A 14279-nucleotide genomic window follows, 5' to 3' on the forward strand; every position below is an offset into this window, starting at 1 on the left:
TGCCCCACCGGGGTACTGGCCCTGCACCACGACCGTTCACGGGCGTCCGTCCAGGGGAGAACCATCTCGATGCCACAACATCCGACCCGCCGACGCAATTTCCTTGCGCTGGGCGGCGCCGCCCTGGCCACTCCCCTGGCCGCCCCCGCCCTGCTCCGCCCCGCCCTGGCCCAGCCCGCCTTCCCGAACCGGCCGGTGCGCCTGCTGGTGCCCTACGGCGCCGGCGGCACCACGGACGTGCAGATGCGCGCCCTGGGCGAGGCGGCGGCGCGCCGCTTCGGCCAGCCGGTGGTGATCGAGAACAAGCCCGGCGCAGGCGGCATCCTCGCCGCGCAGGCGCTGCTGACCGAGCGGCCCGACGGCCACACCTTGGCGCAGATGCCGGCGCCGGTGTTCCGCTACCCCGTCATGGCGCAGCGGCCGCCCTTCGACCCGATGACGGACTTCACCTGGGTCATCCAGCTCACCGGCTACCTGTTCGGCGTCGCGGTGCGCCCCGACGCGCCTTGGAAGACCTTCGGCGAGCTGCTGGACGACGCGAAGGCCAATCCGGGCAAGATCAACTACGGCACGCCGGGCGTCGCCACCTCGCTGCACATCACCATGGAGCAGATCGCGGGGATGCGCGGCATCGACTGGACGCACGTCCCCTTCCGGGGCGTCGCCGAGAACATGACGGCGCTGCTCGCCGGCCAGATCGACGTGATGGCGGATTCGAGCGGCTGGGCCCAGCTCGTGCAGGACGGCCAGCTGCGGCTGCTGGTCACCTGGGGCGCCGAGCGCGCGAAGCGCTTCCCCGAGGTGCCGACGCTGCGCGAGAGCGGCGTCGATCTCGTCTCCACCTCGCCCTTCGGCCTCGCCGGGCCGAAGGGGCTGAGCCCCGAGACGGTGCGCGTGCTGCACGCCGCGCTGAAGGAGGCGCTGTTCGACCCCTCGCACCTCGCGATCCTCGACCGCTACGACATGGAGGTGGCCTATCTCGGGCCGGAGGACTACGCGGCCGCCGCCAGGCAGCAATACGAGACCGAGCGCGCGACGATCCGGCGCCTCGGGCTGCGCCTGTAGCGCCCGCGGGATCGCGCCGCCCGGCCGGCCACGCCCCGGCCGGCCCGGGCCGGCGGCGGCGGCAGGCAGGGTGCCGCCCACTCATGCTCCGCTGGCGCTCCCATGGCCGGCATGCCTCTCCGGCCCGGCGCACGGGCCGCCCCGCCGACCCCGCGCGCCATGCCGCCCCGCACCCTGGCCCTGACGCGGTCCTCCCCCGGGCCGACACGGCGCCGCCCCGTAAGCCAGCGCCCCCGCCCCTACCGCAGCCCCGCGAAGAACGCCCGCAGCAGCGCCCCCGCCTCGCCCTCCCGCACCCCGCCCACCACCTCCGGCGCGTGGTGGCAGGCGGCCGACGCATACAGCCGCGGCCCGTGCTCCACCCCGCCGCCCTTCGGGTCGTAGGCGCCGAACACCACCCGCCGCACCCGGAAGAAGGAAGCCGCCTGCGCGCACATCGGGCACGGCTCCAGGGTCACCGTCAGCGTGCAGTCCGGCAGCACCTTGTCGCCCCGCGCCGCCGCCGCCGCGCGCAGCGCCAGCATCTCGGCATGCGCCGAGGGGTCCCGCCGCGCCTCCACCTCGTTGCCCGCGCACGCCAGCACCCGCCCAGCGGCATCCGTCACCACCGCCCCCACCGGCACCTCGCCGCGCGCCCCGGCCGCCCGCGCCTCGGCCAGCGCCAGCGCGATCGGCGGCTCGTCGCCCCCCCGCCGGCCCGCCCCCGTCTCGCCGCCCCTCATGCCCCTGCCCTATGCTGCGCGCCTGCGACACCCATCGGAGGAACCGACCGCATGAGCACCGACAGGCCGATCAGCGCCTTCCCCGTCCCGCCCCTCGCCGAGCTGCCGGAGGACATCCGTGCGCGCATCCTCAAGGTGCAGGAGAAGTCGGGCTTCATCCCCAACGTGTTCCTGATGCTGGCCTACCGCCCCGAGGAATTCCGGGCCTTCATGGCCTACCACGACGCGCTGATGGACAAGAGGACCGGCCTCACCGCCGCCGAGCGCGAGATGATCGTCGTCGCCGTCTCCATCGCCAACCAGTGCCAGTACTGCGTCGTGGCGCACGGCGCGATCCTGCGCGTCCGCGCCAAGAACCCGCTGATCGCCGACCAGGTCGCCGCCAACTGGCGCAAGGCCGACATCACCCCGCGCCAGAAGGCGATGCTCGGCTACGCGATGAAGGTCGCCCAGGCCGCCAACGAGATCGGCCCCGAGGACCGCGCCGCGCTGGAGCAGCACGGCTTCACCGCCGACGAGGTCTGGGACATCGCCGCCATCGCCGCCTTCTTCGGCATGTCCAACCGCCTCGCCAACGCCACCAGCCTGCGCCCCAACGACGAATTCTACGCGATGGGCCGCGGCTGACACGATCGGCGGGAGAACCCGCCGCGGAACCGATCGCCCGGATCGCGCCGCGGCCCACCGCCCCGCCACCCGCCGATCGGGCCGCGGCAACGGCGCTGCCGGGCGGCATCATGCCGCCCCGACGCCCCCGCGCCACCCCCACGGCGCAGCGGGCCGGCGGCAGGGCGGCGCGGCGTCACCCGTCGACGAGCGCGGCCACCGCGTTCTTGGCCGCCTCGCCGAAGGTCGGGTGGATGGCGATGGCGCGCAGCATCTCCCGCGCCGTCGCCCCCGCCACCATCGCCTGCGTGAAGAGCTGCACCACCTCCGCCCCCTCCGCGCACAGCACGGCGGCCCCCAGGATCTCGCCCGTCCCCGCATCCGCCACCACCTTGACGAAGCCCTCGGTGCGGCCGATCTCGCGCGCCTTGCCGCTGTCGCGCATCCGGTAGCGGCCCACCCGCACCGCACGCCCCGCCGCCCGCGCCTGCGTCTCGCTCAGGCCGACGCGGCCCAGCTCCGGCTCGGTGAAGATCGCGTAGGGAACGACACGTTCCGTGGTCGCGGTCCCGTCCCCCAGGAACCGGTCGCGCAGCACGCGGAAATCGTCATAGGCCGCGTGCGTGAACTGCGCCCCGCCCCGCAGGTCGCCCGCCGCGTACAGCCCCGGCACGCCGGCGCACAGGCCCCCGTCCACCGCGACCACGCCACGCTTGCCGGGCACCACGCCCAGCGTCTCCAGCCCCAGCCCGTCGCTGTTGGCCTCGCGCCCGGCGGCCAGGAACAGGTGCGTCCCCTCCACCACCTCGCCGCCCCGCAGATGGACGCGCAGCCCCTCGCCCTCCGGCACGGCGCGCACTGCCTCGACGCCCAGCCGCACCTCCACCCCGTCCGCCTCCAGCGCGTCGCACAGCGCCTCGGCCACGTCCGGATCCTCGTGCTCCGCCAACCGCTCTCCCTGCTCCAGCACCGTCACCTCGGCGCCGAGCCGCCGGAAGCACTGCGCCATCTCCAGCGCGATGGTCCCCCCGCCGAGGAACACCAGGTGCCCCGGCAGCGCCTCCAGCCCGACCCAGCTCTCGGAATCGACCAGCGGCACCGAATTCAGCCCCGGCAGCGGCGGCCGCGCCGAGCGCGTGCCGGTGTCGAGCACCACCCGCTCGGCCAGCACCACGTCCCCGCCCGCGCGCAGCCGGAACAGCCCGTCCCGCCGCCCCTCCAGCCGGGCCTCGGCGCAGAGCAGGCGCGGATTGTCCCGCCCCCGGAAGCTCTCCTCCAGCGAGCCGCGCGACTCCGCCACGAGGCGGCGCGCCCGCGCCATCACCGCCGCGAAGTCCACCGCCACCGACGGAATGCCCACCCCCATCGCCCCCGCCCGCCGCGCCGCGGCGGCAAGGCGCGCCGAGGCGATCACTGCCTTGCTCGGCGTGCAGCCGAAATTGACGCAGGAGCCGCCGAGATGCCGCCGCTCCACCAGCACCACCAGCCGCCCCGCCTCGGCCAGCGCCCGCGCCAGCGGCACCCCCGCCTGCCCGGCGCCGACGATCGCGGTCTCCGTCCTGATCTCGGCCATGCCTCTCCCTCGTCCCGTCCCGCCCCGGCAGGGAAAGCGTGGCGCGGCGGCGGTTGTTCGGCACCCCGCCGCTCAAAACGGCATCAGGCCCCGATCCCGCACCGCGCCGGGGAACACCCGAGCCGCCCGGGCGCTTGCACCGCGACGCGGCCGGCGCCCAGCAGCCCGGCCGCCCCCACCCCGAGGCGGGCAAGGTTGGCGCATGGCGGCGGAAGCGGCGGCGGAATGGGATGCGGTGGTGATCGGCGGCGGCCCGGCGGGACTCAGCGCCGCGCTGGTGCTCGGCCGCTGCCGGCGCCGCGTGCTGCTCTGCGACGCGGGCGACCACCGCAACGACCGCTCCCGCGCCATGCACGGCTTCCTCACCCGCGACGGCACCCCGCCCGCCGAGTTGCGCGCCCTCGGCCGCGCCGAGCTGCGCCGCTACCCCGGCATCGAGCTGCGCGACACCGCCGTAACCGCCCTCGAACGCACCGGACCCACCGGCTTCACCGCCCGACTCGCCGACGGCGCCACCGCCCGAGCCCGCCTCGTCCTGCTCGCCACCGGCGTCACCGACGTGCTCCCCGATCTCCCCGGCCTCGCCGCCATCTATGGCACCACCGCCTGGGTCTGCCCGATCTGCGACGGCTGGGAACACGCCGACCAGCCCCTCGCCGTCTACGGCCGCGGCCGCGAAGGCTACCGCATGGCGCTGGAGATACGCGGCTGGACCGCCGACCTCGCCCTCTGCACCGACGGCCCCGCCGGCCTGGACGAGTCCGAACGCGGCCGCCTCGCCCGCAACGGCATCGCCCTGCGCGAGGAACGCATCGCCACCCTGGAATCCGAATCCGGCCGCCTCCGGGCCATCCGCTTCGCCACCGGCGACACGCTGCCCCGCGCCGGCCTGTTCCTCGCCGTCGAATGGCGCCAGGGCGCCGACTTCGCCGAACGCCTGGGCTGCGCCATGACCGACCAGGGCTGCGTCGCCGCCGGCCGCCACGAGACCACCGACATCCCCGGCCTCTTCGTCGCCGGCGACGCCTCCCGCGGCCTGCAACTCGCCGCCGTCGCCGTGGCCCAGGGCGTCACGGCCGCCTTCGAGATGAACGCGGCACTGCTGCGAGCGGACCTGGTGGACTGATTTTTGGTATCTCGTTCGTTGAAGCCCCGGGGCGCCGCCCCGGACCCCGGCAGGAGGGCGTTGCCCTCCTGCACCACCCACCAAGGGCCACAGGGCCCTTGGAACCCAAATAGAACATCAACGATTAGCGCTTATCATGAGCTGGGAATTTTTTGACTTTAAGTATATAGCGCGGTATTTACTCGCCTGAGAATATGGCCTCATCTATTAGTCCATTTGAAATCGCGTTTTTGAGCAGCAAGCTTGCGCCGCGCTGCCGTTCGATAAGTACCTCGACTCGATACCTTGCACGAGTTATGGCTACATATAAGCGATTATGCGATGCATAAGACAAAAAATTTCGACTATCCAAAGATTCACTAGTGTAGGCTGGCGGAACACGCCCTTCGTCTACTCCCAGCAACATAACTGCATGAAATTCAAGCCCTCCAACGTAGTCAGGCGTCGTAAGTATATAACGGCCAGCAATCAACGCACGCTTAACTGCTTCGGTATCACCACGCTCTTTTAAAATTTCAACCGGCTTATTGCGCGCCGCAACAAACAACTGCATTTCCTTAAATAGATCGTCGCTAAAAGCAACAAGCGCAATGTTGCCGCGCGGCACATTTAATTCACGAGCAATTTTCTCAGCCCTAGCAAAAGATCCTTCAATAATCACCTCGTCATTGTCGCATAGCCATTGGATGGGCCGAGCGCACATTCGTTCCTCAGCAATGGTGAAAGTGCTATTTGCAAGCCGTAGCGGATCATTGAAGTTCGTAAAAAGTGTTGCGCCGGCGGCAGTTACTGAAAATGCAAGATCGACAATTTCCGGCGAACATCTAAAAACACTAATTACTTCAGTTTTACTGAATGGCGGAGCATCATCAGATAATGTGAGAGCATGGTCGAATGATTCATCTGTCCAGCCTCTATCTCCGATAGCCTGCGCTCGATCCACTGAATAAGCAATTGGATAAGAGGCTTCCTGTCTCGGAAGGTGATGAAACAACGATAGTTCATTTAAATTAAATAGGTGAGTTTCATCTATAAAAATGCTATCATAACCTTCTCTCAGTCTGCGACGCCGCCAAATTGGAGTGTTGAGTTGTCCTATAGTTGTTAATACGATATCATCAGTGTCGAATTGCGCCGATTGTTGTAGTTGTTTCTGATAGCGCTTGAATATTTGCCACACAAAGCTGCGATCATTAGCTTCCTCCACGGGCAATCCATATTTAAGCCTCGGCATTTTCCGATAGCTATCGAGCTTCTCTTCAGATCGCCCCTTAATAATAACACTGATTTCATGAGCAATTATTTCCGCCGCAGTCCATTGATCAGAATTCGTCAAAAAATACCCAAATGAAGGAGATAAGAAGCGCTGGTGAGTTGGAAAATCCTCTTTCATTGCAGCCACGAATGCCTCGTGAACATAAAGCAATTGAAGTTGTTTAGACTCCATAGCATCACGATCAATGAACTCACTCTCTGAAATATCTTGCCGAAGAAGCTCTCCGCATAATTGCTGCAACGTTATTATTTTGAGGCTCTGGCGAGAGAGGTTTTTTTCGCCGTCCTCGAAGTGGTCTTCATCGTTTGTTTCAAACACGCTTTGAACTGAACGGCGAGTTGCATCACTATGGGTAACGAATAAGGCTCGCTCTTCACGATTCATATTTTTGGAATTTTTTAAAGAGGTGATGCACTTAAGTATCAAACAAAGTGTCTTTCCAGTTCCTGCAGGACCTTCAATCCGGTGTGGCGCATCCAATTCTGAATCTACAAACTCCTTTTGGCGAGTAGTCAATAAGTGACGCCATCTTTCGTAACCCTGATATGGCTCAAGCTTGTTCGCTGGCGCATCAAGTGCCGTAACTGAAATCGACGTTATCTTTGGCTTTTCTGGTGTCGGAGTTATTTTTGACTGATTGATTGCCGGAAGTATCTCCAGAAACTTCCGAAAATTTGTAACTCGCACGTCTTCGTGTGGACCGCCAGAGTCATCAGTCCCACATCTATAAACCAAAACAAATCTCGCTTCATCGCCTCGTTTTGCTAGTCTTTTACTGTCTGGAGACAACTCCAATGATACTCGTACGGACGTGCGCTGGCTAATTGGGTATGGAAAAACGACGGCTTTAGTGGACGTCGTTAGGAATCGCTCATTAGAGCTGGGCTTAAGATTCGCCCACATTTTTGCACAGAAGCGCAAAGTCTTTTGCAAATGCAAAAGAACCTCGGCCGGTCGATAGCGGCCACCAAAAATACCCGAGGCCTCGACATCAAAGACAATATATTGAGATGGTCCGCTTGGCACTACGCCTATAACACAGCCGTCCTCGAATTGATATAAAATTAATTTGCTATTGATTTTTGGAGTTGGTAGCCGGCCCATTAGAAAATCTGCAAACGCGACACCCGCTTCAAAATCCATTGATTGGAGAAATCGGTCGGAAATTATTTCCTCAACCGCTTGACGGCTAATACCAAGAAACTTCATGCTGAGAACCTCCGAAAGCTGGGTTGACGTTGGCATAGCTCTTGTGTGTATTCAGGGGAAATATCAGGAATACCTATTCTCCCAAAAAGATTTGAGAAAATTTGCATCATGTGTTCCACATGAGGAGACTCTAATACTGACACAGCCATTGCAACATCGTCTCTCAGTATGTTTAATAGACCTTTATGGATTGGCTGCGTTCTGCACATTTCCTCAAAATCTGAGTATTTTATCCCATGCCGAATTAGTGTGTTAATAATTTCACGACGTATATGATGGACTTCTCGCAAGAGAACAACATAACCAGCGTCATCTCCATCCAGCTCAATGGATTTTAGAAAGTAATATCCTGAAAGTTTTTGTTGAGCAAGCTCTTTCACTACTCTTTCCGAAAGCGTTGGTTCTATTGCCGACAAGTGGAAAAATGGAGCATCTAGAGCTCTCAAGTTTTCTGCTTCTCTTATTTTTTCCCATTTTTGGCACAATCCCTCAAATTGTTTCCTTGCCCCTAAGATCTTTTTGTCACCAACGATCGGGAAAAGTGTTTTCAATATAATATCGGGCTCTTGGCTATCCAAAATCGACGTAGAAAAATCAGCCGTCCTGAGTACATTGCGCATTCTATTCGAAATTTCACCATATAGCCGCTCGGTCAAAATCAGAGTTCCATCTCGATTTATCCATTCATCCAGGGGCACGACGGGAAGATAATTATATATCTGCGTTTTCTCGTTCATCACATCACATCGAGCGGTAATAATCAAACCATAGGTTTTGCATTTATCGTAATCTTCAGCAATCCCGCCACAGAATATCGTTCCCTGTGTAGGGCGCGTATATGAAGGGAAAGAAAGTGGTTCTTTCAAAGCTGACCTGCCGCATCTATGGTTACCCAATCTAAGTATGTTTATCATTGCAATTCAAGTCAGTTCCTGATATGTTCTTGATCCTACCTTAAAGGTAAGGACGCGCCATGCCCCACCTCACCCCACCCCGCCGCTGGCAACCCCTCACCGACTCCCAATACGCCGCCCTCGCCCCCCACCTCCACGCCCCCACCCGCTCCCCCGCCGGCCGCCCCACCGACACCCGCCGCCACCTCGACGCCCTCTTCTTCACCGCCACCGCCGCCTGCCCCTGGCACGCCCTACCCGCCGCCTATGGCCGCCCGGACACCGCCTCCCGCCACGCCCGGCGCCTCGCGGCATCCGGCCTCTTCCAGCGCCTCCTTACCGCCCTCGCCTCCCGCCACTGCCCGCCCGCGCTCCGCGAGATCGCGCACGACATCGTCGCCGCCGCCCGGCGCGCCACCCGCCTCCGCTCGGTCGGCCTGCACCTGATCGCCCTCGCCCGCCGCCTCGGCTTCCTGTCCGTCCTGCCCGGCCCGCCCCACTGGGTGCCCGATCCGGATTTGTCCGGAACCGCCACCACCCTCGCCGACTCCCTCATGCGCCGCGCCGCCGCCCACCCCGAGGCTCGCCCCGACCCCGCACTCTTCCACGCCGCCCGCGCCCTGCTGCGTGCCGCCGGCGGCCGCGCCCGCCTCCCCCGCCGCTTCCACCCCGTCTGAACCCCGCGCCGATGCCCCGCCCCGGCCCCCACGCCAGCCCCGGGCGCACCGCGCCCCACCCCGCTGGCCACCCCGCTGGCCGCCCCGCTGGCCACCCCGCTGGCTGCCCCTCTGGCCACACCGCTTGCCCGCCGCCCCGCGCAACCGCTACCACCCGGCCATGAGCCAGCCCCGCCCCGCATCCCGCCCCGTGATCGGCGTCACCCTCGATGCGGAGCAGCCCGGCGGCTACTCCAAGCTCCCCTGGTACGCGCTGCGGCAGAACTACTTCGACGCCATCGCCGCCGCCGGCGGCCTCCCCGTCGCCCTGCCCCACGCGCCGGACCTCGCCAACGACTACCTCGACCGGCTGGACGGCCTCGTCGTCACCGGCGGCGCCTTCGACGTGGACCCCGCCCTCTACGGCGGCGGCCCCCTCCACCCCACCGTCGCCCTCAAGCCCGGCCGCACCGAATTCGAGCTGGCCGCGACGCGCGAGGCCCTGCGGCGGGACATGCCCGTGCTCGGCATCTGCGGCGGCCAGCAGCTCCTCGCCGTCGCCTTCGGCGGCACCCTGCACCAGCACATCCCCGATGCCGTCCCCGGCGCCCTGCCGCACGAGCAGCCCAACCCCCGCACCGAGCCCGGCCACGAGATCGCCGTCGCCGAGGGCACCCTCCTCGCCCGCATCGTCGGCCGCCCCCGCATGGCGGTGAACTCCGCCCACCACCAGGCCGTGGACCGCCCCGGCGAGGGCGCCCTGGTCAACGCCACCGCGCCGGACGGCGTGGTGGAAGGCGTCGAGCACCCCGCCTACCGCTTCGCCCTCGGCGTGCAGTGGCACCCCGAATACGCCGTGGACCCCGCCGACACGCTGATCTTCGACGCCTTCGTCGCCGCCTGCGCCGAGCGGGCCGCCCGCCGATGACCGCCCCCGCCGACGACGAGCCCGCCGCCCCGCCCGCCGGCACCGCCGGGTCCCGCGACGTCGCGTCCGCTCGCGCCGATGCCGCCGGCACCGAGGCGGCCACCGCCTCCGGCCACGCCGCCGGGGCCCACGCCGTCGCGGCCACCGCTGACGACGCCACCGCCGACGACACCACCGCCGACGCGGCCAGCGCCGACGACGCCACCGCCGACGACGCCACCGGGCCGGCCGCCCCGGAACTCCCGGAAACCGCGCCCGAACCCCGCGGCGAGCGCATCGCCAAGTGGCTCGCCCGCGCCGGCATCGCCAGCCGCCGCGACGCCGAGGCGATGATCGCCGCCCGCCGCGTGCGCCTGAACAACCACGTGGTCGATACCCCCGCTACCTTCGTGAAGCCCGGCGACCTCGTCGCCGTGGACCGCAAGCCCGTCTCCGCCCCCGAGCGCACGCGCCTCTTCCGCTACCACAAGCCCGCCGGCCTCGTGACGACCCACCGCGACCCCGAGGGCCGCCCCACCGTCTTCGACAGCCTCCCCCCCGGCCTGCCGCGCCTCGTCTCCGTCGGCCGCCTCGACCTCAACTCCGAGGGCCTGCTGCTGCTCACCAATGACGGCGCCCTGGCCCGCCGGCTGGAGCTGCCCGCCAATGGCTGGCTACGCCGCTACCGCGTCCGCGTCCACGGCGCGGTGGACGAGGGCGTCCTCGCCGGTCTCTCGCGCGGCATCGTCGTCGAAGGCGTCGCCTACGGCCCCATCGAGGCCGGCCTCGACTCCCGCCAGGGCTCCAACGCCTGGCTCACCGTGGCCCTGCGCGAGGGCAAGAACCGCGAGGTGCGCCGCGTCATGCAGCACCTCGGCCTGCACGTCACGCGCCTGCTGCGCACCGCCTACGGCCCCTTCCAGCTCGGCGCCCTGCCGCGCGGCGCGGTGGAGGAGGTCAACCCGAAGGTCCTGCGCGAGCAGCTCGGCGACCCCGCCCCGCCCCGCCCGGGCCGCGACGCCACCCCTGCCCCGCCGCCCCGCCCCGCCGCGAAGCGTGCCCCGCCCGCCCGCCGCGCCGCGGCGCGCCCCCCGCGCTAGATGCGCCCCCCGCCGCCCGCCCGCTCGATCCGGAACGACGCCCCGACCGCCCCCGCGCCACTGTCGACGGGCCGGCCTCCCTTCGCGGGCACGCCCTAGCCGCATGCGCATCATCGCCGGCCGCCACCGCGCCCGCCGCCTCTCCGCCCCCGCCGGCGCCGCCACCCGCCCGACCGCCGACCGCATACGCCAGGCGCTGTTCGACATGCTCTGGCACGCGCCCTGGGGCGGGCGCGGGCTGATCGAGGGCGCCACCGTGCTGGACGCCTTCGCCGGCACCGGCGCGCTGGGTCTGGAGGCCCTCTCGCGCGGCGCCGCGCATGCCACCTTCATCGAGAACGACCGCGCCGCCCTCGCCGCGCTGCGCGCCAACATCGAGGCCTGCCGGGAGTCCCCGAATGCCACGGTGCTCGCCGCCGACGCGACGCGCCCGCCCCGCGCCCCCGCGCCCTGCGGCCTGGTCCTCCTCGATCCGCCCTACGGCAAGGATCTGGTGCCGCGCGCCCTGGACGCGCTCGGCGGCGCCGGCTGGATCGCGCCCGGCGCGTTGGTCTGCGCCGAGGTGGCGGCGGCCGAGACGCCGGAGCTGCCGGGCTTCGAACCCCTGGCCGAGCGCGCCCACGGCGCCGCGCGGGTCCTGGTGCTGCGCCGGTGCTGACGCCCGCGCGCCGGCCGCGCGGCCGGTCGCCCGCCGATCGGCATGCCGCCGCTCAGTCGGTCACGCAGACCATGCAGCCGTTCGACTGGATGAAGTGGCCGTTGTTGATCGCGCAGAGGCGACGCTGCTGCAGGTCGTCGCACTGCGCGCCGCGCGCCATCGGCCGGTACGGCACGACGGGCGCCGGCCCCGGCATGCCGCCCTGCATGGGTGCCGGCGGCGCCTCGTTGACGATCAGCAGCGGCGGCACCTGCTGCTGCAGCATGACCGGGTTCGGATCGCGCGATTCCGTGGCGGTGGTGCCGGTGGCGAGGTCCTGCACCGCCAGCGTGTCGGGCGCGACGAAGCGCACGAGGCTGGACGAGGCCGGCGGCACCTGGAAGGGCTGGCAGTTGTCGGCCATGCCCGGCGCGCGATGGCAGATACGCTGCGGCATGACGCTGGTGAGCCGGGTGTCGATCCGCCACACCCCCGGCCCCGCCGGGCTGACGGTGTAGCGGGCGGTGAGCCGGATGAAGACGCCGTTCGGCAGGCGCGCGACGGCGAGCAGGTTGCCGTCGGGCCCGTAGTACTCGGTGCCCTGCGCCACGCCGCCGCCGACCGGCCGCGCGCCGCTCCAGGCGCCGGCGAGGTTCGGCGCCGCGCCCGGCGCGCCGCCCTGGTAGCCCGGCGCCGGCTGGCCGTAGGGCGTCGGCGCCTGCCAGGGCTGCTGCCCCTGATAGGCCGGCTGCTGCTGGCAGCAGGGCTGCTGCGCCCGTACCGGGGCATCCGCCGCCAGGACCAGCCATCCCGCCAGCAGCCCGGCCCCGATTCGCGCGCAACGTCCCATGCCGGCTATCCCGTGATGCGGTGTCGCCGCGAGACTGGGCGATGTCACCTGCTCGGAAGCGGGCGGAAACGTGACAATCGCCCCAGGATCGGCCGGCGCGGCCGGACGCCGCCGCGCCGCGTCAGCGCCCCAGCAGCGGGGCGTAGTCGAAGGCCGGGAAGTCCACCGGCGGCGGGCGGCGCAGCGCGGGGTCCTCGGCGATCCGGGCCAGGATCGCGGCGGCCGCCGGCACGTCCGCCTCGGCCCAGCGAGCGCCGGGGATCGCGTAGGTGTCCTGCGGGTCCTCGGCCGGGACGAGCCGGTAGGGCACCGCATGCGCGCCGGGGCCGCGCATGAAATCCGTGTTGCCCGACCAGCCCGTCGCCACCACCGGGCGCCCCAGCCGCATCGCCTCGGCCACGGCGAAGCCGAAGCCCTCGGCCCGGTGCAGCGAGACCACGGCGTCCGAGGCGGCCATCAGCGCCCAGAGGTCGCGCCGGTCCAGCGCCGCGTCCAGCACCCGCACGTTGGGCCGCGCCGCGGCCGCCGCCGCCACCTCGGCCCAGGGCGCGCCGGCGAAGCCGGTGCCGTGCGTCTTGAGCAGCAGCAGGCGGTCGGGCCGGTCGCCGAAGGCCAGCGCATGCGCCCGGATCGCCGCCAGCGGGTTCTTGCGCGCGATGGAGGAGGAGGCGTCGAACAGGCAGAGCGAGACGAAGGCGTCGTCCGGCAGCCCGAAATCCGCCCGGCCCAGCGCCGAAGGGTCCGGCGCCGGCACCGGGCAGGGCACGACGTGGACCGGAACCCCGCCCGCCATCTCCCGCACCGCCGAGGCGGTGAAGCGGCTGCTGACCCAGACCTCGTGCGCGAAGCGGAAGCCCGGGCGCCAGTCGGCGGGCAGCACCGGCAACTCCCAGTTCCACACCCCGATCACCCGCTTGCCGGCCACGGCCGCACGGCCGAGCGCCAGCATCGCCCAGCCCATCATCGGGCCGTTCACGTGCACCAGCAGCGTGCCGGGGCCGGGCGGCACCACCGGGCGGGGCCGGGCCGGGTCGCGCGGGGCGCCCTGCTTCAGCGCGGCGGTGAGGTCGGCCTCGTGCGGGTCGTAGCCGGCCTCGCGCAGCGCACGAGCCAGGCGGCGGGCGGCGGCGCCGAGACCGGTGGGGGCGCCCAGGAAGCCGGCGACGGTGACGCTGCCGCCGCCGTCCGGCATCGGCCGTTCGGGCCGCGGGGCGAGCAGCGCGGTGCCGCCGAACAGGGCGGCGCGGCGGGCGTCGCGCGGGAGGAGGCGCCAGGCGCGGTGGAGGAGGCTCATCGGCGGGGGCCGGGCGGCGGCGCGGTGCGGGGGCTTCGCCCCTGCGACCCCTTGCCAAGGAGGGCGCTGCCCTCCTTGGATATTCTCCCGCCCCAAGGGCCATTGGGGGGCGCCCCCCCCTTGGACCCCCCTTTCCGGGAAGGACATCCGGACCGTTTCGACATCCGGAGTCCAAACGAACAGAGGTCCAGGAGGGCCTCGCCCTCCTGGCGGATGGGGTCTGGGGAAGGCAGAGCCTTCCCCAGGGGCCGGACGTCGAGCCCTACGCCCCAGGCCATTCCACCGCCGGCGCCACCGCCGCGCGGCATTCGCCGAAGCCGATCGGCACCGCCCCCGGCGCGTGCGCCTTCGCGCGGAAGATCACC

At 68.8% G+C, this 14279-nt stretch carries 13 protein-coding genes; 7 read left to right on the forward strand and 6 right to left on the reverse strand.

The genetic code is table 11. The features are described from left to right. The first annotated feature begins 69 nt into the window (after nucleotides 1–69). Nucleotides 70–1065 carry a tripartite tricarboxylate transporter substrate binding protein gene (locus tag M0638_RS20630; protein WP_248668894.1) on the forward strand — a complete coding sequence of 332 codons (996 nt, stop codon included), beginning with the start codon at nucleotides 70–72 and terminating at the stop codon, nucleotides 1063–1065. A gap of 239 nt (nucleotides 1066–1304) precedes the next feature. Here M0638_RS20630 and M0638_RS20635 read toward each other — a convergent pair whose 3' ends face one another. After that, on the reverse strand, nucleotides 1305–1787 hold the full coding sequence (locus M0638_RS20635) for a nucleoside deaminase (protein ID WP_248668895.1): 483 nt from the start codon (nucleotides 1785–1787) through the stop codon (nucleotides 1305–1307). A 51-nt stretch (nucleotides 1788–1838) separates the two neighbouring features. Here M0638_RS20635 and M0638_RS20640 point away from each other — a divergent pair, with 51 nt between their 5' ends. Further along, the gene (locus M0638_RS20640; RefSeq protein WP_248668896.1) at nucleotides 1839–2414 is read left to right on the forward strand and encodes a peroxidase-related enzyme; all 576 of its coding nucleotides are present in this window, start codon (nucleotides 1839–1841) and stop codon (nucleotides 2412–2414) included. Between the two features lie 175 nt (nucleotides 2415–2589). On the opposite strand, the gene M0638_RS20645 is transcribed toward M0638_RS20640, so the two are convergent. Next, a complete protein-coding gene (locus M0638_RS20645; RefSeq protein ID WP_248668897.1) occupies nucleotides 2590–3966 on the reverse strand; it encodes an FAD-dependent oxidoreductase in 1377 nt (458 codons plus the stop codon). 202 nt (nucleotides 3967–4168) lie between these two features. On the opposite strand from M0638_RS20645, the gene M0638_RS20650 reads away from it, so the two are divergent. Beyond that, on the forward strand, nucleotides 4169–5092 hold the full coding sequence (locus M0638_RS20650) for an NAD(P)/FAD-dependent oxidoreductase (RefSeq protein ID WP_248668898.1): 924 nt from the start codon (nucleotides 4169–4171) through the stop codon (nucleotides 5090–5092). A 178-nt stretch (nucleotides 5093–5270) separates the two neighbouring features. Here the strand turns inward: M0638_RS20650 and M0638_RS20655 are convergent, their stop codons facing one another. Together M0638_RS20655 and M0638_RS20660 are read right to left on the reverse strand one after the other, a co-directional pair. Further along, nucleotides 5271–7577: a UvrD-helicase domain-containing protein gene (locus tag M0638_RS20655; protein ID WP_248668899.1), complete on the reverse strand. Its 2307-nt coding sequence runs from the start codon at nucleotides 7575–7577 to the stop codon at nucleotides 5271–5273. After that, on the reverse strand, nucleotides 7574–8491 hold the full coding sequence (locus tag M0638_RS20660) for a hypothetical protein (protein WP_248668900.1): 918 nt from the start codon (nucleotides 8489–8491) through the stop codon (nucleotides 7574–7576). The genes M0638_RS20655 and M0638_RS20660 overlap by 4 nt, the downstream gene beginning before the upstream one ends. A 59-nt stretch (nucleotides 8492–8550) precedes the next feature. On the opposite strand from M0638_RS20660, the gene M0638_RS20665 reads away from it, so the two are divergent. The 4 genes from M0638_RS20665 (at nucleotide 8551) to rsmD (ending at nucleotide 11791) form a co-directional block, all read left to right on the forward strand. Continuing rightward, nucleotides 8551–9147, forward strand: coding sequence for a transposase (locus tag M0638_RS20665; protein WP_248668901.1), 597 nt, complete (start codon nucleotides 8551–8553; stop codon nucleotides 9145–9147). Between the two features lie 160 nt (nucleotides 9148–9307). After that, nucleotides 9308–10054: a gamma-glutamyl-gamma-aminobutyrate hydrolase family protein gene (locus tag M0638_RS20670; protein WP_248668906.1), complete on the forward strand. Its 747-nt coding sequence runs from the start codon at nucleotides 9308–9310 to the stop codon at nucleotides 10052–10054. 275 nt (nucleotides 10055–10329) lie between these two features. Further along, nucleotides 10330–11133, forward strand: coding sequence for a pseudouridine synthase (locus tag M0638_RS20675; protein ID WP_248668907.1), 804 nt, complete (start codon nucleotides 10330–10332; stop codon nucleotides 11131–11133). Nucleotides 11134–11236: 103 nt separating this feature from the next. Further along, nucleotides 11237–11791, forward strand: a complete 555-nt coding sequence (gene rsmD, locus M0638_RS20680) for a 16S rRNA (guanine(966)-N(2))-methyltransferase RsmD (RefSeq protein WP_248668902.1) — start codon at nucleotides 11237–11239, stop codon at nucleotides 11789–11791. A 52-nt stretch (nucleotides 11792–11843) separates the two neighbouring features. On the opposite strand, the gene M0638_RS20685 is transcribed toward rsmD, so the two are convergent. Both M0638_RS20685 and M0638_RS20690 read right to left on the reverse strand, forming a co-directional pair. Next, complete coding sequence (locus tag M0638_RS20685; RefSeq protein ID WP_248668903.1) at nucleotides 11844–12620, reverse strand: hypothetical protein; 777 nt, start codon at nucleotides 12618–12620, stop codon at nucleotides 11844–11846. A 121-nt stretch (nucleotides 12621–12741) separates the two neighbouring features. Then, nucleotides 12742–13914 carry a glycosyltransferase gene (locus M0638_RS20690; RefSeq protein WP_248668904.1) on the reverse strand — a complete coding sequence of 391 codons (1173 nt, stop codon included), beginning with the start codon at nucleotides 13912–13914 and terminating at the stop codon, nucleotides 12742–12744. Nucleotides 13915–14279 lie beyond the last annotated feature (365 nt).

The sequence above is a fragment of the Roseomonas acroporae genome (assembly GCF_023223525.1).
Taxonomy (GTDB): Bacteria; Pseudomonadota; Alphaproteobacteria; order Acetobacterales; family Acetobacteraceae; genus Roseomonas_E; species Roseomonas_E acroporae.